Source organism: Nocardioides zeicaulis, assembly GCF_042432345.1.
Taxonomy (GTDB): Bacteria; Actinomycetota; Actinomycetes; order Propionibacteriales; family Nocardioidaceae; genus Nocardioides; species Nocardioides zeicaulis.
The window spans coordinates 2,277,529-2,301,882 of record NZ_JBHLXH010000001.1 but is presented as its reverse complement, the minus strand read 5'-3'; the positions used below and the strand labels follow the sequence as shown (position 1 = coordinate 2,301,882).

The window sequence follows — 24,354 nt, the reverse complement described above, 5'->3', positions numbered from 1 at the left end:
TCACACCGCCGCGGGGTGGAGGACGACCTTGGTCCACCCGTCGTCGCGGTTGTCGAAGTGCTCGTAGGCCTTCGGCGCTTCGTCGAGGGGGAGCTCGTGGCTCACGATGAACGACGGCTCCGCCTTCCCCGCAGCGATCAGGTCGCGCAGCTGCCGGTTGTACTTCTTCACCGGCGCCTGACCGGTGCCGAGGCGCTGCCCCTTGAACCAGAACATGCCGAAGTCGAAGGCGAGCTTGCCCTGCTTGGCCAGCTCGTCGCTTGCGCCGGGGTCCTGAGGGACGAACACGCCCACGGTGCCGATCGTCCCAGTGAACCGCACCGATGCGACCAGCCGGTTCATCGTGAGGTTGGCCCGCTCCTGACCGTCAGGTTCGTGGGCCTGGTAGCCGACGCACTCGCAGCCGTTGTCGGCGCCCAAGCCCATGGTCTGCTCGAGGACCGCCTCCACAGGATCGACCTTCGAGTCGTCGATGGCCATCGCGCCGATGGACTCCGCGAGGCGGAGCCGGTCCGGCTGCCGGTCCACGACCATCACCTTGCTCGCCCCGCGGATGGTCGCCGACAGGGCGGCCATCAGCCCGACCGGGCCGGCGCCGTAGATGACGGTCTGGTCGCCGGGCTTCACCCCGGCCATCTCGGTGGCATGGAAGCCGGTCGGGAAGATGTCGGCAAGCATCACGTAGTCGGTCTGGCGATCCTCCGCGTCCTCGCCGAGCCGGAGGCAGTTGAAGTCACCCCACGGAACCCGCAGCAGTTCGGCCTGTCCCCCACCGTATGGACCCATGTCCGCGAAACCGTAGGCAGCACCCGCCATCTGCGGGTCGGGCTGCGCGGTCAGGCAGTAGTTCGTGAGCTGGCGCTCGCAGTTCTTGCAGTGGCCACAGGCAATGTTGAACGGCAGCACCACGTAGTCACCCACCTCTACCTTGTCGACACCATCGCCGACCTCGACCACCTCGCCCAGGTTCTCGTGCCCGAACCAGCGACCGGTCTCGAAGTCGGTGCGCCCCTCGTACATGTGCAGGTCCGAGCCGCAGATGTTCGCCGACGTGATCCGGACCAGGACATCCGTCGGCCGCTCGATCCGCGCGTCCGGCACGTCCTTGACGCTGACCTTCCGAGGGCCCTCGTACACCACTGCCTTCATGCTGTCCTCCCTTGTCGGACCGTCCCACCGCCCCGAACGTTCGGTGTGGTCTCCATTGAACGAAGGCACCCGGCCGGGCGGTATTGGCAGAAATGCCGACGGCGGTCGGGCCCCTCGCAACGCCCTGCGTGGGGCCGCTCCAATCCACCGCGAGAAGTCACGCACAATTGCGTTATGCGACTCCCCATTGGGTACTGAACCGGGGTCCTCAGTCCGGGGCGGTCCGGTCCGGCCGATCGCGAACACGTGGCCGGGTGTCCCCGTACGCCTGTGATCTCGCATCGCTGGAGGGAGCCGCATGCGGGACGAGTCAGCAATCACCCAGATGGGCGAGATCGCGGCCTCGACCGTCTCGATCGAGGAGCGCGCACAGGGGCTGCTCGAGCTGCTCGACCACTGGCTTCCGGTCGACGCCACCTGGATGGCCCTCTCAGACCCGGCGTCGAACGACTACACGACCGTCGGGAGCACGGGGCTCGCACCAGGCGTCCTCGACTACCTAGACCGGCCATCTGTGGCGCAGGAGATCCGAGACGCAGGCATCAACGTGAGACGTCCACCTGTGAGCTTGGCGGAACTGCCCTTCGCTGCAGACGAGCTACCCACGTGGGCCGAATGCCTCACCCCCGCAGGCTTTCGGGAGGGTCTCGGCGTGCCACTGTTCGAAGCAGGTGGTCCCTACCTGGGGATGCTCACGCTTCTCTTCGGCAGCAGGGACACGCCATCGGACAAGCTCCGGGACCGACTCATGCGGCTCTCGCCCATGATCGCTCGGGGTGTGTCGCCCATGCGATCGTTGGCAGCGACCGCTCGCCTGGTCCGAGGCGCGTCCGCCGGCGCTGTCCTGTACCGCGACGGCCCCACGTGCCCGCTCCCAGGACTCGACGACCACGCGATCCTGGTCCCGGAGTCGCCCGTCGTGGCGATCGCCCGAGAGGCGCTCCTGGCCGGCCAGCTGTACAAGTCGTTCGTGTGGCCGGCCGAGGCTGACGCTGGGGCGAATCGTCATCTCCGGGTAACAGTGCTGGCAGCCACCGACGCCTCCCCTGTCGTGCTGGGCACGTTGTTGGTCGGGCCCGGTGATAAGTGCAGGGGCCTCACACCGCGCGAGCTCCAGGTGCTGGGCCTCCTGATGGACGGCCGCTCGAACCAGCAGATCGCGACACAGCTCGCCGTCGCCGCCCGCACCGTGGCCGCTCACGTCGAGCACATCCTCTACAAGCTCGAGACTCCGACCAGGACCATGGCGGCCGTACGGGCCGAACGAGAGGGTTGCTACGTTCCGCCACAGGCTCCCAACAACGTACCGCAGACCATCTGACCGGCCGGCAGGCGAGATGGCGCGAGGCGTGGACGACCTGGGCGCGAGAGACGGGCTACACGTCGGCGGCCGTCGTCGATGAGCACACACTGGGCCCGGGGCCGCAGCGGGTGCCCGTTGCACTGCTCGAATCGTTGCTGTCAGAAGCCCGCTTGGGCTTCTGGCCTGTGGAAACGCTGCAAGTCACCGCGAGCATCGCGCTGGAGCACTTGTCCCGATTCGGCCCGATGTGGCGACTTCTGCAGGGGTTCTCGGTCCATAGACGTGTCACGGTTCAACGCCGGAAGCTCCGCCGCCGACGCGGACCGAGCGGCCAACGCGTTAGGCCGGCTATCTGACTCCCGGGTGCTGCCGTCGCGTTCGTACGCACCAGTGTGCGGATCTGCCGATGTCCGGATCTCCGGCGGTCCGAATCGGCCGCTCGGTACGCATGTGCGGCGGATGTAGCTGCGCTCTGGCTGCCGGACGGGCCGGAACCGCCGCACGTGCGCAGGCGCGCGCCGTCGCCACGTAGGCAGATGTCCAGGGCGTCATGAGTTCTCACGGTTCGTGCCGGCACTTCTCATGACGTCATGGAGGGCGGTCGCTGGGACACCCGCCTGCCAGGACGTCCTCGGACTCAGGTCGTCCGGATCTGCAGCGATGAGTGCGTGGCAGGTGTCGACAACGTGCTGAGGAACAGCCCTAGGCTGGTGCCGTGCCGCCGATCGACGACGCCTCCCGCCCGCGCGTCGCGGGATCCGTCGACCTGACGCCCCGCCAGCGGATGGCCGGTGACCACCTGCGGATGATCCACGACCACTTCCGCGGCCAGCTCGCCGCGCTGACCCGCGCGGTCGGGTCGCTGCTCGACGGGTCGGGCGACGCCGGTGCGGTCCGCGCCGAGGTCCACGCCCTCGCACCCGCCCTCTCGGCGCAGCAGGTCGCCGGGCTGTGCGGCCAGGTCTGCCGGTTCCTGACGATGCACCACGGCATCGAGGACCGGAACCTGTTCCCGGCGGTCGCAGTGCTGGAGGAGTACGCGCCCGTCGTGGCGCGGCTCGCCGAGGAGCACCTGGTGGTGCACGCCCACCTCGAGCGCGTCGACGACCTCGCGGTCGCCGTGGCCGCCGATCCCACGCGTGCCGACGAGCTGCTGCAGGCCGTGTCCGACCTCCGCGCCGACCTCGAGTCGCACTTCGCCTACGAGGAGGTCGAGATGACCGAGCCCCTCGGCCTGCTCGGCCTCGGCGTGTGAGCCCCGACAGCAGGTTCCGCGTTCTGCCCTGAGCGGAACGGCTGGGCACCGTGCCGCGCCCTGACTAGCGTCGGGCCATGGGCCAGATCCTGCCGTTCCCGGACCACTCCTCCCCCGCCCCCGAGTCCCGCGCCCCCGAGCCGCTCTGGCGCGAGCTGGTCGGCCGCGAGCTGCACCGCGAGCGCACCCGCCGCGGCGAGCGCCTGGTCGACGTCGCCGGGCGGGCCGGGGTCTCGGTGCAGTACCTCTCCGAGGTCGAGCGCGGCCTCAAGGACCCCTCCTCGGAGATGCTGCAGGCGATCGCCGGTGCGCTCGACCTCGGCACCCGCGAGCTGGCCACGCGGGCGGCGCGCCCCGAGGCGCTCGCCCTGGCCGCCTGACCCGCCCCCGGCTCAGCCCAGCACCGGCTGGTCGTGGAGCACCGTGTCGACGACGCCGTAGTCGACCGCCGCCTGGCCCGGGAGCACGAGGGTGCGGTCGGTGTCCTGGCGCACCTGCTCCGCCGTGCGCCCGGTGTGCCGCGCGAGGAGCTCCTCGAGCTCGAGCCGGACCCGCGCCACCTCCTCGGCCTCCAGGATCAGGTCGGGCACGGTGCCCCGCCCCTGGGTGGCGGGCTGGTGCAGCACGACCCGGCCGTGCGGCAGGATCGCCCGCCGGCCCGGGGCGCCACCGGCGAGCAGCACAGCCGCGGTCCACGTCGCCTGCCCCACGCAGACCGTCTCGACCTCGGGCCGGACGAACTGCATCGCGTCGTAGATCGCGAGCATCGCCGAGATCGAGCCGCCCGGGGAGTTGATGTAGAGGCTGACCGGCAGCTCGGGGTTCTCCGAGGCCAGGTGCAGCAGCTGGGCGATCACGGCGTTGGCGACCCCGTCGTCGATCTCGGTGCCGAGGTAGACGATGCGCTCGGAGAGCAGCCGGGAGTAGAGGTCGAGGGTGCGCTCGCCGCGCGGCGTCTGCTGGACGACGTAGGGGATCGTGTAGCTGCTCATCGCGCACCCGCCAGTCCGACCGCGTGCCGGTGCCCGGGCGTGACGTCGTCGACGTCGGTGATCACCCGGTCGACGAAGCCGTAGGCGAGCGCCTCCTCGGCGGAGAACCAGCGGTCGCGGCGCGAGTCGCGCTCGACGGTGTCGCGGTCCTGGCCGGTGTGCTCGGCGACGAGCGCCAGCACGGTGTCGCGGGTGTGGCGCAGGTCGTCGGCCTGGATCTCGATGTCGACGGCCGTGCCGCCGATGCCGGCCGAGCCCTGGTGCAGCAGCACCCGCGCGTGCGGCAGGGCGTACCTCTTGCCCGGCGTGCCGGCCGACAGCAGGAACTGCCCGGCGCTGGCGGCCATGCCCATCGCGACGGTGCTGACGTCGTTGGGCACCAGCCGCATGACGTCGTGGATGGCGAGCATCGCCGAGACGGATCCGCCGGGGCTGTTGATCCAGAGGCTGATGTCGGCGCGCGGGTCCTCGGCGGACAGGAGCAGCAGCTGGTGCACGAGGCGGTTGCCGTTGGCCTGCTCGAGCTCCTCGCCGAGCACGATGATCCGCTGGTGCATGAGCCGGCGGACCAGCTCGTCCTCGATGCGTTCGGTGGTGTGGGTGGTCATGCCTCCAGCGTGGGTCGCCGGGGCCCGGCGCCACAGGGTGTTCCGCCGGTGGCGGATCCGCCGCGAGCGGATCCGGCGGCGTCGCGCTCAGCTCGCGAGGTCGCGGGCGAGCAGGAGGTAGACCGCCGCCGTCCAGGTGTAGGCGCGGTCGCGCAGGCCGGTGCCCTCCACCGCGTCGAAGTTCTCCGCGAAGCCGGACCGCTCGCACAGTGCGAGGAACCGCCGTGACACCTCGTCGGCCAGCGCGTGCTCGCCGCAGCGGCGCAGTCCGTCGACCACGAGCGCGGTCGACGGGGCCCAGATCGGCCCGCGCCAGTAGCCGTCCGGCTGGTAGTCGGGCGAGGTCACCGGCTCGGTGGCCAGGCCGTGGGGCGTGAGGTGCTGCCGGACCCGGTCGACGAGGAGGGTCCGTACGTCGTCGGGCAGCCGCTCGCCGAGCAGGAGCGGCATCAGCGTGAGCAGGCTCGAGGTGCCGCCCGCCCGGCCCGACACCGCGCCCACGGCGACGAAGCCGTCGGGGGTCCACAGGGTGGTGAGCAGCGCGTCGAGGACCGCCCGCGACTCCCGCGCCCACCGCTCGTCGGGCCGCCCGAGCTCGCGTCCCAGCGCGTCGAGCACGTCGAGCTGCACCACCAGGAAGGCCGCGAGGTCGGGTGACTCCGCGACCCGGTCGACGTCGAAGGCGGTGGAGTTGTCCCAGCCGCTGTCGTTGCCGTGCTGGTAGTGCGGGAGGACGTGGCCGGGCACGCGGCGGTGGTCCAGCCAGTACGACGTCCACCGGGCGAGGCGGTCGTTGACCAGCTCGAGCTCCGCGCGGGTCGGCTCGCGCGCCAGGCTCGCCCGCAGCGCGGCGAAGGCCCAGCCGTGGACCGGCGGCTTGACGAAGTTGTGCAGGACCTCGGAGTGGGTGACGGAGTCGGGCAGCGCGCCGGCCTCGTCCTGGTGGTCGAACGGCGCGAGCCACTGGTCGAGGGCGAGGTCGGGACGAGCCGGCGCCAGGGCGAGCGCGTTGAAGCAGTGGTCCCACGACCACACCTTGTCCATCCAGTGCATCGACATCAGCACCGACTCGCGCGTCACCAGGCCGTCGGGTGCCACCGTCGAGGCCCAGAGGACGTAGGCGGCCAGCCGCGCCGCCGGCGCGGCGCCGGTCCGCGGCGCGAGGCCGTCGGCGTACGCCTCGAACTCGGCACGGCGCGCCGCCACCACGTCGTCGAACGACCCGCCACCGAAGGCTGGCGCGCTGCTGGTGGACTCGACCAGCTCGGCCTCCCACTCGGCCCGGTCGTCGCCGAGGAGCAGCGACCGCTCCGCCCGCCCGAGCGCCTCGACGCCGGTCGCGGCCAGCGTCCCCTCGGTCATCCGCACGCGGTAGCGCCGCCCGGTCTCGTAGGACGTCAGGACGTGGGCCCCGTCGACCGGGTCGAGGTAGAGGTACGCCCCGGTGAACGGCGTGAGCTCGCCCGCGGCCTCGGTCAGCCGCATCGCCAGGCCGCGGCCGCGCAGGCGGACCCGGTGCGGGCCGTCGAAGACGGCGCGGACGACGCCGCCTCCCGGCGCGGACCAGGTCAGCACCGACGGCGTGGCGTGCCACGCTGCGTCGACCGGCTGACCGTCGCGCGCCGGCTGCAGCGCCAGCACGGCGTGCATCCCGTTGACGTGCGAGACGAGGTGGACGTCCTCGGCGCTCGTGTGGAGGCCGACGACGGGCGACAGGTCGAGCCACGACCCGGAGACCGAGAACGGCACCTGCTGGAGGTCGAACGCGTCCGGCTGGTCGACGGCCCGGGCAGTCATGGGCCGATGCTAGGGCTCACCAGCCGGCGAGGGCCGCGAAGCGCTCTCCGATCAGCCGGTGCGTCTCGGCGTCGGGGTGCAGGTGGTCGGGCAGCGGCAGCCGCTCGGCGTCCGCGGGGCCGTAGAGGTCGCGGCCGTCGACGTAGGACAGGTGGGGGTCGGCCCGCCGCTCGACGACCTCGGCGAGCACCTCGCGCACGACCTCGAGGGTCAGCGCCCCGCGCGCGACGGAGGCCGGGTCACCGGCGGCGACGAACGCGACACGCCCCTCGGCCATCGCAGCCGTGTCGGGCGCCGACGGCCCGGGGGTGGTCTCGTGGATGCCGCAGAAGATCGGGGACACCACCCGGAGCGGGGTGTCGGGGTGGCCGTCGCGGATGGTGTCGAGCCAGCCGTGCACGGCCGGACCCAGGCCGCGGGTGCGCATCACGTCGCCGTTGACGAGGTTGATGCCGAGCTTGACGCTGATCCGCTCGGCGGGGGTGTCACGGATGGTGCGCGCGACGAACGGGTCGAGCATCGCGCCGCCCCCGAACCCGAGGTTGAGCAGGTCGAGCCCGGCCAGCCGCGCGGCCACCGCCGGCCAGGTGCCGGTCGGGTGCGCGGCGTTGGAGCCGTGGCTGATCGAGCTGCCGTGGTGCACCCAGCGGGGCCGGTCGTCGGCCAGCGGCGCGAGGGCGGCGTCGGCGCGCACGGCGACGACCTCGGTCTGCTCGTCGTGCGGCAACCACACCTCCAGCGCCTTCTCGCCGGCGGGGAGGGTGAGCGACAGCGTGGTCGGCGCCCCGGCCTCGAAGGTGTGCGCGCCGGTCATCATGTCGACGGTCAGCACGTGGCCGCCGGGTGCGCTGAGCTGCTCGACCAGCGCGCCGTCGACGACGACGTCGTAGCGGCCGTCGGGGCGCGGCGGGGCGCCGGCGTACTGACGCTTCGTGGGCAGCACGTCGAGCTCGAGGCGCGTCGCGGACGTGCGCGTCGCGAGCCGTACGCCGGAGGGCTGGGCCTCCACGAGCCGCAGCTGCGGGTCGTCGGTCTGCGCCCGCGCCCAGCCCGGCAGCCGGTGGGGCAGCAGGCCGGTCGCGGTGGGCTCGAGCTCGACGGCACCGCGCAGCAGGGCGGCGACGTCGGGGACGGTGGTCAGGTCGGTGGAGGTGGTCACGGGGTCTCCCAGGATCGGATGAGGGTGTCGAGGCCGACGAGCACGCGCTGCCAGGTCTCGTCGGAGGTGGGGGCGCCGGGGACGTGCCCGAAGGCGCCGGCCGCGTCGAGCGCGGCGTAGCCGTGGAAGGTGGCGCCGAGCAGGCGCACGGCGTGGGTCGCGGCCTCGTCGGTGAGGTCGTAGGCGCGGAGGACCGCGCGGACCAGCTCGGCGTGCCGCGGGCCGGCGCTGGCGGCCGCGGCCTCCCGGTCGAGCGGGAGGCGGGTGGCGGCGTAGCGCCCGGGGTGCTCGCGGGCGTAGGAGCGCCAGACGTCACCGAGCGCCGCCAACGCGGCGCGGCCGCTGACCCCGGCCACCGCGGCCGACGCGAGGTCGGCGGTCTCGGCCAGGGCGAGCAGCGCCACGCGGGTGCGGACGTCGGCGGCGCTGCGCACGTGGGCGTAGAGGCTCGGCACCGCGACCCCGAACCGGCGGGCGAGCGCGGCCAGGGTGACGGCGTCGAGGCCGACCTCGTCGGCGAGGTCGGCGGCGGCACGGGTGACCGCGTCGCTGCTCAGTCCGGCTCGGGGCACGGCTCCTCCTTCGTCGATGAGGCTTCAACCTAAGGGCATTAGTTTCCGAGACCAAACCAGCGGTCGTGAGGCGGGTTCCTGGCGTCCGGAAGACTCCTCAGCCACCGCTCGGAGGAATGCATCCCCCAGGCCCGTTGACTTTAGTTCGAGTCTCGTACTTAATAGGTCGGGTGACCCTCGTGCTCGGCCTCGACTCCTCCACCCAGTCGACCAAGGCAGTCCTCGTCGACGCCGCGGACGGCCGCGTGGTCGACTCCCGCACCGCACCGCACCCGCCCGGGACGGAGGTCGACCCGGCCGCGTGGCTGCGGGCCGCCGACGCGGTGACCGAGGGGCTGCTCGAGCGGGTCGACGCGGTCGCCGTGGCCGGGCAGCAGCACGGCATGGTCGCGCTCGGCGAGGACGGCGTGCCGGTGCGCGACGCGCTGCTGTGGAACGACACCCGCTCGGCCGGCGCCGCGCAGGACCTGGTCGAGGAGATGGGCGGGCCCCAGGCCTGCGCCGACGCCGTCGGCAGCGTGCTCGTCGCCTCCTTCACCGCCGCGAAGCTGCGCTGGGTCCGCGACCACGAGCCCGACCTCGCCGCGCGCGTCCGGTCGGTGCTCCTCCCCCACGACCACGTCTCGCGCCACCTCAGCGCCCCGGGCACCGAGGCGTTCACCGACCGGGGCGACGCCTCCGGCACCGGCTACTTCGCCACCCGCACCGGGGAGTGGCGCCCCGACCTCGCCGCGCAGGCGATCGGCCACGAGGTCGCCCTCCCGCGCGTCGTCGCACCCGGCGCCGTCGCAGCGCAGACCGCCACGGGCGCGGTCGTCGCCGGCGGCACCGGCGACAACATGGGCGCCGCGCTCGGCATGTCGCTCGAGCCCGGCGACGTGCTGGTCTCGGTCGGCACCTCAGGCGTGGCCTCCGCCATCAGCGGCACCCCGGTGGCCGACGGCACCGGCACGGTGACCGGCTTCGCCGACGCCAGCGGCGGCTTCCTGCCGATGGTCACCACGATGAACGCCGCCGGCATCCTCGACCTCCAGGCCCGCTGGCTCGGCGTCGACCACGCCGGCCTCGCCGACCTCGCGCTCGCCGCCGCACCCGGCGCGGGCGGGGTCACCTTCCTGCCCTACTACGGCGGCGAGCGCAGCCCGAACCGCCCCTCGGCGGTCGGCACCTGGACCGGGCTGCGGCCCGCCACCACCCGCGAGGACCTCGCTCGCGCGGCCTACGAGGCGCTCTTGTGCTCGCTCGCCGACGCCGTCGACCGGCTCGTGGCCGCCACCGGCGAGGAGCCGCGCCGGGTGCTGATGGTGGGCGGCGCGACGAGGAGCGCCGCGCTGCGCGCCCTCGCTCCCGCCGTGCTCGGCCGTCCGGTCACGCTGCCGCCGGAGGGTGAGTACGTCGCCCTCGGCGCCGCCCGGCAGGCCGCCTGGGCGCTGGCCGGCACCGACGCCCCGCCGGCGTGGTCGCCCGGCGACACCACGGTCCTCGAGGCCGACCCGACACCGCAGGTGCGCGAGGCCTACGCCGACCTGCGCGCCCGCACCGCCGCCTGGACGCCCGACGCGTCCGCCTGAACCTCCCCTCCCACCCGAGTTCCCGCACCACCACGGAAGGCACACCGATGAGCATCGACATCCCCACCCCCACCCCCGAGGACAAGTTCTCCTTCGGCCTCTGGACCGTCGGCTGGCAGGGCGTGGACCCCTTCGGCGGCGCCACCCGCCCGCCCATGGACACCGTCCACGCGCTCGAGAAGCTGGCCGGGCTCGGCGCCTACGGCGTGAACTTCCACGACGACGACGTCATCCCCTTCGGCAGCGACGACGCCACCCGCGACAAGATCATCGCCCGCTTCAAGCAGGGCCTGGAGGACACCGGCCTGGTCGTCACCACCGCGACCACCAACCTCTTCAGCCACCCGGTCTTCAAGGCCGGCGGCTTCACCAACAACAACCGCGACATCCGCCGCTTCGCGCTGCGCAAGGTGATGCGCAACATCGACCTGGCCGCCGAGCTCGGCGCCAAGGTCTACGTCGCGTGGGGCGGCCGCGAGGGTGCGGAGTACGGCGCCTCGCAGGACACCGCGGTCGCGCTCGACCGGATGAAGGAGGCCTTCGACCTCCTCGGCGACTACGTCACGGAGAAGGGCTACGACCTGCGCTTCGCCATCGAGCCCAAGCCCAACGAGCCCCGCGGCGACATCCTGCTCCCGACCATCGGGCACGCGCTCGCCTTCATCAACCAGCTCGAGCGCCCCGAGCTGGTCGGCGTGAACCCCGAGATCGGGCACGAGGAGATGGCCGGCATGAACGCGGCGGCCGGCTACGCCCAGGCTCTGTGGCAGGGCAAGCTCTACCACATCGACCTCAACGGCCAGAACGGCCCGAAGTACGACCAGGACCTGCGCTTCGGCGCCGGCAACGTGCGTGGCGCGTTCTGGATCGTCGACGTGCTCCTCGCCGGCGGCTACGACGGCCCGGTGCACTTCGACTACAAGCCCTCGCGGATCGAGGACGAGGACGGCGTGTGGGTCAGCGCGGCGGCCAACATGCGCAACTACCTCATCCTGCGCGAGAAGGTGAAGGCGTTCCGCGCCGACCCCGAGGTGCAGGCCGCGCTCGAGGCCGCCCGCCTGCCCGAGCTCGCGCAGACCACCCTGGGCGAGGGCGAGGGCTGGGAGCAGCTCCTCGAGTGGCAGCTGCCCGACCCGGAGGCCCTGGCCACCATTGGCGCGGCCACTGAGCACCTCGACCAGCTGGCGCTCGAGCACCTCTACGGCGTCCGCTGAGCATCCAGCGACCCGGCGCGGGGACCGAGGGGCTGCGGCGGGCCAACACCGCCGCGGTCCTGAGGGCCCTGCGCCGCTCGGGCCCGTCGTCGCGGGCCGCGCTGGCGCAGCAGACCGGGCTGGCCAAGGCCACGGTCGGCGTGATCGTGGCCGACCTCGAGGCGGCTGGCGCCGTGGCGGAGGAGGACCCGACCCAGGGGGCGCGCGGGCGGCCCGGCCGCCCGGTCGCCCTGCGCGGTGACCGCTTCGTGACGCTGGGCCTCGAGCTCAACGTCGACTACGTGTCGGCCGTCGTCCTCGACCTCGCCGGCGCCCCGCGGCTCGCGGAGACGCGGCCGGCCCGGGGCACCAGCGACGTCGACGGCCTGCTCGACCTGGCGCGCGGCGCCCTCGAGGACGCGGCCGGCGGCTGCACGGTCGTCGGCGCCGGGCTCGCGGTGCCGGCCCTCGTGCGCGGGGACGACCGCACGGTCGCGTGGGCGCCCAACCTGCGCACCGAGGGCTCCGCCCTGGCCGAGGCGCTCGAGGACCTCGTGCCCGGCGGGCGCGTCGCGATCAGCAACGACGCCAACTGCGCGGCGTACGCCGAGGCGCACCACGGCGCGGCCACCGGCGTCGGGCACGCGCTCTACCTCACCGGCACCGTCGGGATCGGCGCCGGCATCGTGCAGGACGGCGAGGTGATGCGCGGCGGGTCCGGGTTCGCGGGCGAGGTCGGCCACATGCCGATCGGCGACTCGACCGCCCGGTGCGGGTGCGGGCGTCGCGGGTGCTGGGAGGCCTCGGTCGGCCTCCACGCCATGCTCGCGGCGGTCGACATGCCCGAGCTCGACACCCCGCTCGCCAGCGCCGAGGCGGTCGCCGCGCGGGCGGCCGACGACCTCTCGGTCCGCTCCGGCCTGGCCCGGGTCGGCCGCGACCTCGGCCTCGGCATCGCGATGCTCAGCAGCGTGCTGGACCCCGAGGTCGTCGTGCTCGGCGGCTACTTCGCCCGGCTCGGCGAGCTGGTCCTGGAGCCGGCCCGCCACACCCTCGACGGACGGCTCGCCTCGGCCGTGCAGACCCGTCCCGAGCTGCGGCTGAGCACGCTCGGCACCGGTGCCGCGGCGCTCGGGGCGGCCGAGCTCGCACTGGGTCCGGTCTTCTCCGGCGAGCTCGACCTGCTGTCGTTGGACTGACCCGGGGGCCCCGGGGCGGTCCGGACGCCTCAGCCGGCCAGGCGGCCGCGGACGTCGACCAGCGCCGATCCGAGGGCCGCGACGGGGTCGACGAACAGGGGCTCGAGGGCGATCTCGGCGGCCCCGAGGAGCGGTGAGTCGGAGCCGAGCCCGGGCATCGCCAGGGTCACCGACTCCAGCGGCGCGGGCAGCGCGCGGTCGGCGAGGCCGGCGGAGATCTCGGCGCCGACGAGGCGGTAGAGCGAGCGGAAGTACCCCCCGAGGACGACGGTCCTGGGGTTGAAGGTGTTCACGATGCTGGCCAGGCCGTGGCCCAGCGCGGTGCCGGTCTCGCGCAGCTCGCGGGAGGGCTGGGCGAAGCCGTCGAGCACCTCGTCGAGCTGGGCGACCTTGTCGGCCGGGCAGTGGATCGCCTCGGCGATGGCATGCGCGCCGACCTCGGTCTCCCAGCAGCCGCGGTTGCCGCAGTGGCAGGGGCGGCCCTCGGGGTTGAAGCGCAGGTGCCCGATCTCGCCGGCGTACCCGCCCGCACCCTCGAGCCGGTGGCCGCCGGCGATGACGCCGGCACCGACACCGACGTTGCCCGAGACGTAGATGAGGTCGTCGACACCGACGCCGGCACCGCGGATGTGCTCGGCCAGCGCGCCGAGGTCGGCGTCGTTGGCCAGCTGGACCGGCACGTCGAGGCCGAGCGCGGCGAGCACGATGCCGCCGAAGGACACGTCGTGCCACTCGAGGTTGGGCGCGAGGCGGATCAGGCCGTCGCTGCGCCGCACGAGGCCGGGCACGCTGATCCCGATGCCGACCAGGGGTGCGGCGGCGGGGGCGTCCGCGACGACGCGGCGGATCAGCGCGGCGACCGAGGCGCCGACCTGCCAGGCCTCACCGTCGCTGTGGACGGGCGCCTGGGCGCGCTGGAGGATGCGGCCGCCGAGCCCGATCCGCGCCACCACGGCCCGGTCGACACCGAGGTCGACCGCGATGACGAACGGCCCCTCGGCGGCGATCGCCACCCCTGCCGAGGGGCGTCCGGCTCCCTGCCGCACGCCCCCGACGGGGGTCGCCCGCTCGGAGATGCCGAGCGTCTCGAGCTCGCCGACCAGGGCCGCGATGGTGCTGCGGTTGAGCCCCATCAGGCTGGTGAGCTCGGCCCGGGAGATCTGTCCGGCGCCGTGGACGTGACGGAGCAGCGTCCCGAGGTTGTGGCGCCGGACGGCCTCCTGGTTGGTCCCGAGGCCCGAGCGCCGCTGCTGCGGGCTCATGGTGGTGACCTAGACGCCGGCCGAGGAACGGCGTCGACGCGAGATCGCATCGACGCTCGCGGCGAGCAGCAGGACGCCGCCGGTGACCACGAAGTTGATGTAGGCCGCCTGGTTGAGCAGGCCCAGGCCGTTGGAGATGGTCGCGATCACCAGGCCGCCGATGACGGCGTCGATCGCGCGACCCCGGCCACCGAAGAGGCTGGTGCCACCGATGACCGCGGCCGCGACGGCGTACAGCAGGACGTTGTTGCCGCCCGAGCCGGGCGAGACCTTGCCGGTGTAGGACGCGGACAGCAGGCCGGCGAGTGCCGCCATCGAGGAGCAGATGACAAAGGCGGAGATGCGCACCCGGCGCACGTTGATGCCGGCGCGGCGGGCCGCCTCGGCGTTGCCGCCGACGGCGTAGAGGTGACGACCGAAGCGGGTCTTGGTCAGCACGTAGGTCCAGAAGAGCAGCAGCGCGATGACGACCGGGGCGGCCCACGGGATGCCGCTGATGTCGAAGATCGGGTTGGGCGAGCGGTTGGCGTTGAGCAGGGCGGTGACACCCAGCACGATGACGCCGAGCACCACGATGCGGATCACGACGAGCGCGATCGGGGGGTGCACGAGGCCCTTCGCCGCGAGCGACCGGTAGCGGTAGAGCGAGAGCGCGGCGAAGCCCAGGACGATCACGATCGCGGCGATCCACCCGGCGGTCGCCGGCACGTTCTTGATCGACAGCCCGCGCAGCACCGGGTCGTCGAAGCGCAGCGAGCCGCCCGAGCCGATGAGCTTGAGCGGCACGGCCTGGAGGCCGAGGAGGAACGCCAGGGTCACCACGAACGACGGGATGCCGAGCAGCGAGACCAGCGCGCCGATGACCAGGCCGATCACCGCACCGAACGCGACGCCCGCGAGCGTGGCGAGCAGCCAGTTCCAGTCGTGGTCGATGAGCATGAGGGCGGTGATCGTGGCGCACGCGCCACCCGCGACGCCCGCGGAGAGGTCGATCTCGCCCAGCAGCAGCACGAACACGATGCCCATCGCCAGCACCATGATCGAGCTGGCCTGCACGACCAGGTTGGCGAGGTTGTAGGTGGTCAGGAACCGGTCGTTGAGCGAGGCGAAGATGACGACGAGGACGACCAGGCCGAGGATGGCGGGCAACGAGCCCATGTCGCCGCCGCGCAGGCGGTTGACGTAGTCGCGCGCGGCGTCGCCGAGGCCGCTGGCCTGGCGGTTGTCGTTGTCGAACCCGCCGGCCGCCGGGGCGGACGCGGTGTCGGTGGAAGCAGTCATGGTGGGGTCTCCGGTCCTTCTCAGACGGTCGCGTTCGCGGTGCTCTCGGAGATCCCGAGGTCCCCGGAGCGTCCGGCGGTGATGAGCTCGACGATCTGGCCGTGGGTGACGTCCTTCGCGGGGACGTCGGCGGCCACGCGACCGAGGTAGAGCGCGGTGATCCGGTCGGCGACCTCGAGGACGTCGCCCATGTTGTGCGAGATCAGCACCACGCCGAGGCCGCGGTCGGCGAGGCGGCGCACGAGGTCGAGGACCTGGCGCGTCTGCGCGACACCGAGGGCGGCGGTGGGCTCGTCGAGGAGCACGACCTTGGAGTTCCACAGCACCGCCTTGGCGATGGCGACCGTCTGGCGCTGGCCGCCGGAGAGGCTGGCCACGCTCTGGCGCACCGACTTCACGGTGCGCACCGAGAGCGAGGCGAGCGTCTCGCGGGCCCGCGTCTCCATGGTGACCTCGTCGAGGCCGAAGCGGGTGGTCTCCTCGCGGCCGAGGAACATGTTCTCGACGATGTCGAGGTTGTCGCAGAGCGCGAGGTCCTGGTAGACGACCTCGACGCCGAGGGCCGCCACGTCGCGCGGTCCGTGGACCTCGACCGGCTTGCCCTCGAAGTGGTACTCGCCGCTGTCGCGGCCGTAGATGCCGGCGACGATCTTGACCAGCGTCGACTTGCCGGCGCCGTTGTCGCCGACCAGGGCCGTGACCTGCCCGGGGTAGACGGCGAAGTCCACGTCGTGCAGGACGTGCACGACGCCGAAGCTCTTGTTGACCCCGCGGAGCTCGAGCAGGGGCTGAACCATGGATCCACTTCCGATCGCGAAGAATTTGTTGTGCGGGAGGACAAGGGCGACGCCCGGGCCGGGACCCGGCCCGGGCGTCACTCTGGTGTCAGGCGACCAGCCGACCGAGGTCGGAGGTCAGGAGATGCCGGCGTCCTTGCAGAGGTCGGCGAACTTGCCCGTGCACACGTCCTCGGCCTTCTGGCCGCCGTCGTCGATCACGTCGCCCACGTTGTCCTTGGTGATGGACTGCGGGTCGAGCAGGATCGAGGGGACCTCGCTGTTGTCCGAGGAGTCGACGGTGGTGCCGGTGGTCTCGGCCTCGTCGCCGTTGGCCAGCGCGATGGCGACCTTGGCGAGCGCGGCGGCCTCCTGCGTGGCGGACTTGTAGACCGTCATGCACTGGGTGCCGGCGAGGACGTTCTGCAGGCCCTCGACGGTGGCGTCCTGGCCGGTGACCGGGACCTTGCCGGCCTGGCCGGCGCCCTCGAGGATGCTGATCGCGGCGCCGCCGAGACCGTCGTTGGCCGCCAGCACGCCGTCGACCTTGCCGTCGGCGGCGGTGTAGAGCTGCTGGAAGATCGTCGCGGCCTGCTCGTTGTCCCAGTCCGGGACGGCCTGCTCGCCGACGACCTTGTAGTTGCTCATCTCGTCGAGCACGCTGTGGGCGCCCTCGGCGAAGAGGGTGGCGTTGTTGTCGGTGGGCGAACCGTTGAGGTAGACGATGTTCGCGTCCTTGTCACCGAGGCAGTCCGCGAGGCCCTGGCCCTGCAGCTCGCCGACCTTGGTGTTGTCGAACGAGACGTAGTACTCGGCCGAGCCGCCCAGCGTGAGCCGGTCGTAGTCGATGGTGGCCACGCCCTGCGCCTTGGCCTTCTCCTCGATCGCCGCACCCGACTCGGAGTCGAGGTTGACGATCGCGAGGACCGTGACGCCGTCACCGATCATCGAGTCGGCGATCGTGGTCATCTTCTCCGCGTCGCCCTCGGCGTTCTGGATCTCGTAGTCCACGCCGGCCTCCTTGAAGGCCGCCTCGAGCGCGGGACGGTCCGCGCTCTCCCAGCGCACCGAGGACTCGGTGTCGGGGAGGATGACGCCGATCTTGCCGGCCTTGGCGTCGCTGCCGCTGTCGCCGCTGCCGCCGTCCCCGGAGTCCGAGTCACTGCCGCACGCCGACAGGGACATGGCCGCACCCAGAAGGGTGACGAGGACCAAGTGGTGCTTCCGCTTCACACGAACCGCCTCCTAGCGATTTCGAATCGCACGTCGGCTGGTCCTGGACGCCAAGCCGTCGTACATATGTTGTTCGGGACAACATATGGAGTGACCGTAGTCACGTAAAGGGGCCTGCCGCGCCGTTGCCAGTTCGTTATCAACCGTGACGGTCGCCACGCGTGGCCGGACGACCGCGCGGACTGGACCAGTGCCGTCTCGCGCCGTCGCCGGGCGGGCACGGGCGCGGAGTTGTCCGGGCACGACGGAGCCCGGGCCGGGAAGGGGATGCCCGGCCCGGGCTCGCCGGGAGGGGGTGGGTCCACGGGACGGGCCCACCGGGGGTCAGCGTGCGGAGACGTGCTCCGTGCCGGACGTGGCCTCGGCGGCCGAGACCTCGTCGTCGGCGCCGTCGGAGACCAGGGCGCCGCTGGTGCCCTGGAGGTGGGCACGGACGAACCACTGGAACTGCTCGAGGTCGGCGGTCTGCCCGATCAGGATGTCCTCGGTCACCGGGTCGTCACCCACGGCCTCGATCGCGGCGCGGTGGTCCTCGATCACGCCCGTGTAGACGAGGTCGAGGGCCGCGAGGTGGGCGGCGGTGTCGGCACGGTCGAGGGAGTAGTCGTCCCACGTCCGCGCGGCCACGAGGGCGCCGGGCAGGCCGTTGGGGGGCACGCCGAGCGTCGACATCCGCTCGGCGAGGGTGTCGACCATCTCGCGCACGCCGTCGATCTGCGGGTCGAGCATCTCGTGGACGCCGATGAAGTGGGGGCCGACGACGTTCCAGTGCGCGTGCTTGAGCGTCAGCTGGAGGTCGTTGAGGGCGTGGACGCGCATCTGGAGCGCGTCCGCGACCGCGTGACCGGTCGTCGTGCTGAGTCCGGGGACCGTCAGCGGGGCGTCGGAGCCGCTCGTGACGGAGCTGGTGCGGTTCGTGTCTGCCATGACCCCCAACATAGGACAAACCTTGGACGAACTCACGGGTGCCCGCCCGGAGGGAGGGGGTCGGGCGTGCCTCAGTCGCCTGCCGCGCGGCCCACCCGGAGCGGCAGCACCAGGAGCAGGCCGACGAGCACCACGACGGCGGCCACCGCGGCCACCTCGGCGACCTGCCGGTCGTAGACGACGTCCACCACGAGGAACGTGATGCCTCCCAGCAGCCCCCCGATCAGCCACAGGGTGACCTGGGTCAGCCGGTGGCCGGCCTGCACGAGCTCGGGCTTGACGTTGTCGCGGAACACCCGGCGGTGGATGGCGACCGGCGCCAGGGTGACGCCGACCGTGGTGAAGGCCAGCGCGAGGAGGCCGACGTACCAGGCCCGCTGGAAGCCGTCGAGCGCGCTGAAGCGCGACTGGAACGGCAGCGTGGCCAGGAAGCCGGCCAACAGCTGCACCCCGGTCTGGCTCACGCGCAGCTCCTGGAGCAGCTCGAGCCAGTTCCGGTCGGCCCGCTCCTGGGGCGACTCGTCCCGGCTGTCCGTCGCCGGCCCGCGCTGCCCACTCGTCGCTGCGTCAGACGATCCGTCCGTCATGGCGGGACGCTATCGCCGCCGGCGGCGGTCCACACCCCCGGACGGGTGGTGTGGTGCCCCCACCCCGGTGGCACGGTGGGGGCATGGCGCAGAAGCGGAAGGATCCCGGGCCCTCGGTCAAGGACCCCGAGGTGTACGAGGCGCTCCGCGACGAGGGTGCGAGCAAGGAGAAGGCCGCCCGCATCGCGAACGCCTCCGCCGCCCAGGGTCGCTCGAAGGTCGGGGAGCGCGGCGGCGAGGCCGCCGACTACGAGGACCGCACGGTCGAGGAGCTGCGCAAGCGCGCCGCCGAGCTCGACATCGAGGGCCGCTCGTCGATGAACAAGGACGAGCTCATCGACGCCCTGCGCCACCACTGACCGAAGCACCACCGACCGAGCAGCACCGACAACCCGAGGAGCACCAGATGGGTCTGGACGACAAGATCGGCAACAAGGGCGAGGAGCTCAAGGGCAAGGCCAAGGAGACCACCGGCGCCGCCACCGGCGACGAGCAGATGGAGGCCGAGGGCAAGGGCGACCAGGCCGGCGCCAACATCAAGCAGGCCGGCGAGAAGATCAAGGACGTCTTCAAGGGCTGACCTGGAGGCTGACACGGGGGCTTCGACCGCAACGCGGTCGGGGATGGGCCGGCACTGCACGTCACGCACATGCAGGCCGGCCCTTCCCGTGCCCGGAGGCTGTGCGAGGCCTCAGGCCTCGGGGTCCATGAGCGCGAGCGCGCGCAGCCACATCCGGTCGGAGTCGACCGCGGACGCCGCAGGCTGCGGCAGGTGCTCGTCGAGCAGCTGCTCCACGTGGTCGGGCACCGTCGCACCGGCGGCGGCTGCCACGTCGGCGATGACCCGGGCGGCCGCGAGCACCACCGGGCGGTGGGTGCTGACGACCGACTCGAAGGTGCGGGCGTCACCCGGGCGCGAGGGCACCTCCCACGCCGCGAGGACCGCGCCGCGCGCGGGCGTGAGCGTCACGACCGTCCACTCGCGGCGCATGGGCGAGTCCAGCGGGAGCTGGCACCGCGCCGGTGAGGCACCGGGGTCGGCCTCCGGTCCGGTCGGCTGGCCGTCGAAGTCGGCCAGCACCGCCGACCACGAGGCCGTGCGCGCCAGCTCGTCCCAGCGGTGTCGCGAGCCGGCGTAGTTGTGCCCGCGCTGGAAGGCACCCAGCACCACGGGACGGTCGGCGCGGGACAGCGCCTCGTCCTCGATGGCGTACGACGCGGCGACGAGCGCGCGACGGCCGAACCGTTGCGGGCGCAGGTCGGGGAACCGCTCCACCAGGGCCGCGTGCACCGAGTCGGCGCCGACGTGGGCGCGTCGCTGCGAGACCGAGGCGATCGCGGCCTGCAGCGGCACGCCCGACGCGCGTACCTCCAGCACCTGGCGCACGAGCTCGACGTCGCTGTCGGAGAAGCGCCGGTGGCCCGACGGCGACCGCTCCCCCGCAGGAAAGCCGAAGCGGTTCTCCCAGGTGCGCAGCTGGGTGGGCGTCACACCCGTGCGGGCTGCCAGCACCCCGATGCTGAAGCCGTCCTCCACCGACATCTGCGAACCTCCTCGGCCGCACCCCTTGTCAAAGGTGCGGAGATAACTTATACATGAGTGTAGAGGTTTTCGCCTCGATCCTCACCTCAGGAGGCCCTCATGGGCAGCATGATCTTCATCAGCACCATGGCCATCATCGTCGCGATCGTGGGGTGTGCCGTCATCTGGCGGATGGATGCACTCCGCGCCGACGAGATCGAGCGCCCCGCGGCTCCCCCCGCGCCGCGGCCGGCGCTCGACCGGGGGGCGTCGCCCGCCCCCGCCCAGCGGCAGCTCCCTGGGCGCTGATCCGGTCCCCCGCCGCGCGACGACTCCCCCTCCTGGCGCGGCGGGGGCCCGACGGTCGGTGAGCGATCCGTCCGCCCGACGCATGAACTACGCCCGGCCGGGTACCCCACCACGTGCCGACACGTGACCCCGACGACCTCGACCCCGCCGACCAGCACGGGCGCGGCCTGATGGTGGGCGGTGCGGTCCTGGGGATCCTCGTCGTCCTCGGCGCGATGCTGCTCGTCTACGTGCTCTCGCGCTGACGACGCCACGCCGCGCTGTCGGTCGCCGCTCATAGGGTGGCGCCGTGACCCTGCACCTCCACACCTCCGAGCGCACCGACGCGCTGGCCGAGGGGCTCGCCGCGCTGCTGGCGGCGCCGCTGGCCGACCCGTTCGCGCGCGAGGTCGTGGTGGTGCCGGCCCGCGGGGTGGAGCGCTGGCTCACCCAGCGCCTGTCCCACCGTCTCGGCATCGGCGAGCGCGGTGGCGACGGCGTGTGCGCCGGGGTCGACTTCGTCTCACCCCACTCGCTGGTCGCGATGCTGCTCGACCGCGATGCCGACGACCCGTGGAGCCCCGACAGCCTCGCCTGGCCGCTGCTCGGCGTCGTCGACGACGTCCTGGGCGAGCCGGGGTTCGAGGACCTGTCGCGACACCTCGGCCACGGGGACCCGCGTGACGAGCGCAGCGCCCGACGCTACGCCGTCGCGCGCCGGATCGCGGGCCTCTTCTCCTCCTACGCCACCCAGCGCCCGCAGCTGGTGCGTGAGTGGCGCGACGGCCGGGACACCGACGGCGCGGGCGGCGACCTCGCGCCCGACCTGCGGTGGCAGGCGGCGCTGTGGCGCCGGCTGGTGGAGCGGGTGGAGGCTCCCGCACCCGAACTCCGCCACGCCACGACCCTCGAGCGGCTGCACACGGGCGGGGCCGACCTCGACCTGCCCGACCGCCTGTCGCTGTTCGGCCACACCCGCCTCCCGGTCACCGAGGTCGAGCTGCTGCGCGCCCTGGCCGCGCACCGCGACGTCCACCTCTGGCTGCCGCAGCCCTCACCCGCGCTGTGGGAGGCGCTCGCGCCCACGGCCGCCGCCGGCCCCGTCCCGCGGGTTGACGACGACTCGGCCGCCCTCGTGCAGCACCCCCTCCTCGCCTCGCTCGGACGTGACGCGCGTGAGCTGAGGCGCACGCTCGGCACCCTCGACGTGGCGCACGTCCCCGCGCCACCGCCGGCCCCCGACACGCTCCTGGGCTGGCTCCAGTCCGATCTGCGGGCCAACCGATCCCCCTCCGCCGACACCCTCGCGGCGCGGGTGCGCACCCCCGGCGACCGCTCGGTGCAGGTGCACGCCTGCCACGGCACGGCACGCCAGGTCGACGTGCTGCGCGAGGTGCTGGTGGGCCTGCTCGCGGACGACCCCACGCTCGAGCCGCGCGACATCCTCGTGATGTGCCCCGACATCGAGACCTATGCACCCCTCATCTCGGCGGGCTTCGGCCTCGCGGACGTCGCCGACGAGGCCGCCGGGCACCCGGCCCACCGCCTGCGGGTCCGGCTGGCCGACCGGTCGCCGGGGGCGACCAACCCGCTCCTCGGGGTCGCCGCCGACCTCGTCGAGCTGGCCGCCGGGCGGATGAGCGCCACGGCGGTGCTCGACCTCGCGTCCTCCGAGCCGGTCCGTGCGCGCTTCGGCTTCACCGACGACCACCTCGAGCGGATGACCCGCTGGGTCGACCAGGCCGCCATCCGCTGGGGCTACGACCGCGACCACCGCGCGGCGTTCGGGCTCGACCTCGACGCCAACACGTGGTTGGTCGGCCTGCAGCGGGTGCTGCTCGGTGCGGCCATGTCGGGCGAGGGGCACCGCGTCGTGCGCTCCACGCTGCCCCTCGACGACGTCGGCGACGGGCACCTCGAGCTGGTGGGCGCGTTCGTGGAGATGGTCGACCGGCTCCACACCTTCGTCCGCTCCGCCGGGGAGGCGGTGTCCGTGGACGACTGGACACGCGCCCTCGGCGCCGCCGTGCACGGTCTCACCGCCAGCAGCGCCGACGACGCCTGGCGGGTCGCCCAGCTCGACCGCGAGCTGTCCCGCATCTCGACCGGCGTCGGCGACCACGAGACGCGCCTGCGGCACGCCGACGTGCGCGCGCTGCTCAGGCACCGCCTCCGCGGGCGCCCCACCCGCAGCAACTTCCGCACCGGCACCCTGACCGTGTGCACGATGGTGCCGATGCGCTCGGTCCCCCACCGGGTCGTGTGCCTGGTCGGCCTCGACGACGGCTTCTTCCCGCGCCTGGAGTCGGTGGACGGCGACGACGTGCTCGCCCGCCGGCCGATGACCGGCGAGCGCGACGTCCGGTCCGAGGACCGCCAGCTCCTCCTCGACGCGATCGGCGCCGCCTCGGAGACCCTCGTGGTGACCTACGCAGGGCGCGGCGAGCACACCAACGACGACCGGCCGCCGGCCGTCCCCCTGGGCGAGCTGCTCGACGCCCTCGACCGCACCAGCAGCGCGCCGGTGCGCGACGACGTGGTCGTCCACCACCCGCTCCAGCCCTTCGACGAGGCCAACCTCGTGGCCGGCGCGCTAATCCACGACACCGTCCTCCCCTTCTCCTTCGACCGCAGCGCGCTGGCGGGTGCGCGGGCGGCGCGGGCCCCCGAGCCGGCGCCTCGGGCGCTCGTCCCGGGGCCGCTCCCCGCGGGAGAGGTGTCCGCGGAGGTGTCGCTCGGCGACCTCCACGACTTCTTCGCCCACCCGGTCCGCGGCTTCCTGCGCCAGCGCCTGCGCGTGAGCACGCCCTACGACATCGAGGAGACCAAGGACGGCGTGCCGATCACGCTCGACGGACTCGAGCGCTGGGACGTCGGCGACCGGCTCGTCCGCGACGTCCTGGCCGGCGGCGACCCGCAGGCGGCGATGCTCGCCGAGCAGCTGCGCGGGCTGCTGCCGCCGGAGGACCTCGGCACCGCGATGCTCACCGACATCGTCGCCAAGGTGCGCCCGCTCGTGGAGGCGGCCCTGCCCCTGCGCACCGGAGCGAACCGCACCCTCGACGTCGACATCGACCTCGGCGACCGGCGGCTCACCGGCACGGTCGGCGGGGTCTTCGGCAACAACCTGGTCGCGGTCAGCTACTCCACCCTCGCCGCCAAGCACCGGCTCGCCGCCTGGCTCGACGCGCTCGCCCTCGCGGCCGGGCACCCCGACGAGAACTGGACCGCCCACACGATCGGCCGGTGGGGCCGCTCGGGCCGCCGGGCCCTGGTCTCCCCGATGCCCGACGACGAGGCCCGGACCCACCTGCGCGACCTCGTCGACGTGATGGAGCGCGGCCAGCGCGAGCCGCTGCCGCTGCCGGTCCGCACGAGCCTGGCGTTCGCCGAGGAGTTCCGGATCGGCGAGCAGGCGGGCGGCGGCAACGTCGACCCCGATGCCAAGGCGCGCGCGGAGTGGGTCACGCCGCGCTTCGACGAGGGTGGCTTCCCGAAGGAGGACGTCGACCAGTGGCACGTGCGCGCCTGGGGCGAGGCCGCCCCCTACGACCTGCTCGCGGCGCCGCTGCTGCCCGGCGAGGAGGGCCCGGCGCCCCACCGGCTGGGCCACTACGCGCTGCGGGTCTGGTCGCCGCTGCTCGACCGCGAGCTGGTGCGGGGGATCTGAGGTGACGCCG

General features: G+C 73.2%; 24 protein-coding genes. 11 read left to right on the top strand and 13 right to left on the bottom strand.

Features of this window, described 5'->3' with window-relative positions; all coding sequences use genetic code 11:
* Positions 1-1,101: a glutathione-independent formaldehyde dehydrogenase gene (locus tag ACFFJG_RS11255; RefSeq protein ID WP_378518822.1), complete on the bottom strand. Its 1,101-nt coding sequence runs from the start codon at positions 1,099-1,101 to the stop codon at positions 1-3.
* Positions 1,102-1,447: 346 nt separating this feature from the next.
* On the opposite strand from ACFFJG_RS11255, the gene ACFFJG_RS11250 reads away from it, so the two are divergent.
* From ACFFJG_RS11250 to ACFFJG_RS11240, 3 genes are all read left to right on the top strand, one after another.
* Complete coding sequence (locus tag ACFFJG_RS11250; protein WP_378518821.1) at positions 1,448-2,470, top strand: helix-turn-helix transcriptional regulator; 1,023 nt, start codon at positions 1,448-1,450, stop codon at positions 2,468-2,470.
* Positions 2,471-3,167: 697 nt separating this feature from the next.
* Complete coding sequence (locus ACFFJG_RS11245; RefSeq protein WP_378518820.1) at positions 3,168-3,707, top strand: hemerythrin domain-containing protein; 540 nt, start codon at positions 3,168-3,170, stop codon at positions 3,705-3,707.
* Between the two features lie 77 nt (positions 3,708-3,784).
* Entirely contained in the window at positions 3,785-4,087 is a 303-nt protein-coding gene (locus ACFFJG_RS11240) for a helix-turn-helix domain-containing protein (protein WP_378518819.1), read from the top strand.
* Between the two features lie 12 nt (positions 4,088-4,099).
* Here ACFFJG_RS11240 and ACFFJG_RS11235 read toward each other — a convergent pair whose 3' ends face one another.
* From ACFFJG_RS11235 to ACFFJG_RS11215, 5 genes are all read right to left on the bottom strand, one after another.
* Complete coding sequence (locus ACFFJG_RS11235; RefSeq protein WP_378518818.1) at positions 4,100-4,699, bottom strand: ClpP family protease; 600 nt, start codon at positions 4,697-4,699, stop codon at positions 4,100-4,102.
* A complete protein-coding gene (locus ACFFJG_RS11230; RefSeq protein ID WP_378518816.1) occupies positions 4,696-5,307 on the bottom strand; it encodes a ClpP family protease in 612 nt (203 codons plus the stop codon). The genes ACFFJG_RS11235 and ACFFJG_RS11230 overlap by 4 nt, the downstream gene beginning before the upstream one ends.
* A gap of 87 nt (positions 5,308-5,394) precedes the next feature.
* The gene (locus tag ACFFJG_RS11225) at positions 5,395-7,104 is read right to left on the bottom strand and encodes an amylo-alpha-1,6-glucosidase (RefSeq protein WP_378518814.1); all 1,710 of its coding nucleotides are present in this window, start codon (positions 7,102-7,104) and stop codon (positions 5,395-5,397) included.
* A gap of 16 nt (positions 7,105-7,120) precedes the next feature.
* Positions 7,121-8,263, bottom strand: coding sequence for an SGNH/GDSL hydrolase family protein (locus ACFFJG_RS11220; RefSeq protein ID WP_378518813.1), 1,143 nt, complete (start codon positions 8,261-8,263; stop codon positions 7,121-7,123).
* Positions 8,260-8,835, bottom strand: coding sequence for a TetR/AcrR family transcriptional regulator (locus ACFFJG_RS11215; RefSeq protein ID WP_378518811.1), 576 nt, complete (start codon positions 8,833-8,835; stop codon positions 8,260-8,262). The genes ACFFJG_RS11220 and ACFFJG_RS11215 overlap by 4 nt, the downstream gene beginning before the upstream one ends.
* 170 nt (positions 8,836-9,005) lie before the next feature.
* On the opposite strand from ACFFJG_RS11215, the gene ACFFJG_RS11210 reads away from it, so the two are divergent.
* From ACFFJG_RS11210 to ACFFJG_RS11200, 3 genes are read left to right on the top strand one after another with little or no spacing between them, the layout of a single operon-like run.
* Positions 9,006-10,406, top strand: coding sequence for an FGGY family carbohydrate kinase (locus tag ACFFJG_RS11210; RefSeq protein WP_378518810.1), 1,401 nt, complete (start codon positions 9,006-9,008; stop codon positions 10,404-10,406).
* Between the two features lie 47 nt (positions 10,407-10,453).
* Positions 10,454-11,620, top strand: a complete 1,167-nt coding sequence (gene xylA / locus ACFFJG_RS11205) for a xylose isomerase (protein ID WP_378518809.1) — start codon at positions 10,454-10,456, stop codon at positions 11,618-11,620.
* The gene (locus ACFFJG_RS11200) at positions 11,617-12,798 is read left to right on the top strand and encodes an ROK family protein (RefSeq protein WP_378519483.1); all 1,182 of its coding nucleotides are present in this window, start codon (positions 11,617-11,619) and stop codon (positions 12,796-12,798) included. Before xylA ends, ACFFJG_RS11200 begins: the two co-directional genes overlap by 4 nt.
* A 29-nt stretch (positions 12,799-12,827) precedes the next feature.
* On the opposite strand, the gene ACFFJG_RS11195 is transcribed toward ACFFJG_RS11200, so the two are convergent.
* From ACFFJG_RS11195 to ACFFJG_RS11170, 6 genes are all read right to left on the bottom strand, one after another.
* Positions 12,828-14,060, bottom strand: a complete 1,233-nt coding sequence (locus tag ACFFJG_RS11195) for an ROK family protein (RefSeq protein WP_378518807.1) — start codon at positions 14,058-14,060, stop codon at positions 12,828-12,830.
* A gap of 9 nt (positions 14,061-14,069) precedes the next feature.
* On the bottom strand, positions 14,070-15,341 hold the full coding sequence (locus ACFFJG_RS11190) for a sugar ABC transporter permease (RefSeq protein WP_378518805.1): 1,272 nt from the start codon (positions 15,339-15,341) through the stop codon (positions 14,070-14,072).
* A gap of 20 nt (positions 15,342-15,361) precedes the next feature.
* Complete coding sequence (locus ACFFJG_RS11185) at positions 15,362-16,138, bottom strand: ATP-binding cassette domain-containing protein (protein ID WP_378518804.1); 777 nt, start codon at positions 16,136-16,138, stop codon at positions 15,362-15,364.
* Positions 16,139-16,255: 117 nt separating this feature from the next.
* Positions 16,256-17,302, bottom strand: coding sequence for a sugar ABC transporter substrate-binding protein (locus ACFFJG_RS11180; RefSeq protein WP_378518802.1), 1,047 nt, complete (start codon positions 17,300-17,302; stop codon positions 16,256-16,258).
* Positions 17,303-17,674: 372 nt separating this feature from the next.
* The gene (locus ACFFJG_RS11175; RefSeq protein WP_378518801.1) at positions 17,675-18,277 is read right to left on the bottom strand and encodes a Dps family protein; all 603 of its coding nucleotides are present in this window, start codon (positions 18,275-18,277) and stop codon (positions 17,675-17,677) included.
* Positions 18,278-18,348: 71 nt separating this feature from the next.
* Positions 18,349-18,864, bottom strand: coding sequence for a DUF6328 family protein (locus ACFFJG_RS11170; RefSeq protein ID WP_378518800.1), 516 nt, complete (start codon positions 18,862-18,864; stop codon positions 18,349-18,351).
* Positions 18,865-18,947: 83 nt separating this feature from the next.
* Between ACFFJG_RS11170 and ACFFJG_RS11165 the strand changes: the two genes are divergently transcribed.
* Entirely contained in the window at positions 18,948-19,223 is a 276-nt protein-coding gene (locus ACFFJG_RS11165) for a DUF7218 family protein (RefSeq protein WP_378518798.1), read from the top strand.
* Between the two features lie 47 nt (positions 19,224-19,270).
* A complete protein-coding gene (locus ACFFJG_RS11160; RefSeq protein ID WP_378518796.1) occupies positions 19,271-19,444 on the top strand; it encodes a CsbD family protein in 174 nt (57 codons plus the stop codon).
* Positions 19,445-19,555: 111 nt separating this feature from the next.
* Here the strand turns inward: ACFFJG_RS11160 and ACFFJG_RS11155 are convergent, their stop codons facing one another.
* The gene (locus ACFFJG_RS11155; protein ID WP_378518795.1) at positions 19,556-20,407 is read right to left on the bottom strand and encodes a DICT sensory domain-containing protein; all 852 of its coding nucleotides are present in this window, start codon (positions 20,405-20,407) and stop codon (positions 19,556-19,558) included.
* 99 nt (positions 20,408-20,506) lie between these two features.
* On the opposite strand from ACFFJG_RS11155, the gene ACFFJG_RS11150 reads away from it, so the two are divergent.
* From ACFFJG_RS11150 to recC, 3 genes are all read left to right on the top strand, one after another.
* Positions 20,507-20,695, top strand: a complete 189-nt coding sequence (locus ACFFJG_RS11150) for a hypothetical protein (RefSeq protein ID WP_378518794.1) — start codon at positions 20,507-20,509, stop codon at positions 20,693-20,695.
* Positions 20,696-20,808: 113 nt separating this feature from the next.
* On the top strand, positions 20,809-20,940 hold the full coding sequence (locus ACFFJG_RS11145; protein WP_378518793.1) for a hypothetical protein: 132 nt from the start codon (positions 20,809-20,811) through the stop codon (positions 20,938-20,940).
* 44 nt (positions 20,941-20,984) lie between these two features.
* On the top strand, positions 20,985-24,344 hold the full coding sequence (gene recC, locus ACFFJG_RS11140; RefSeq protein ID WP_378518791.1) for an exodeoxyribonuclease V subunit gamma: 3,360 nt from the start codon (positions 20,985-20,987) through the stop codon (positions 24,342-24,344).
* Positions 24,345-24,354: the final 10 nt, after the last annotated feature.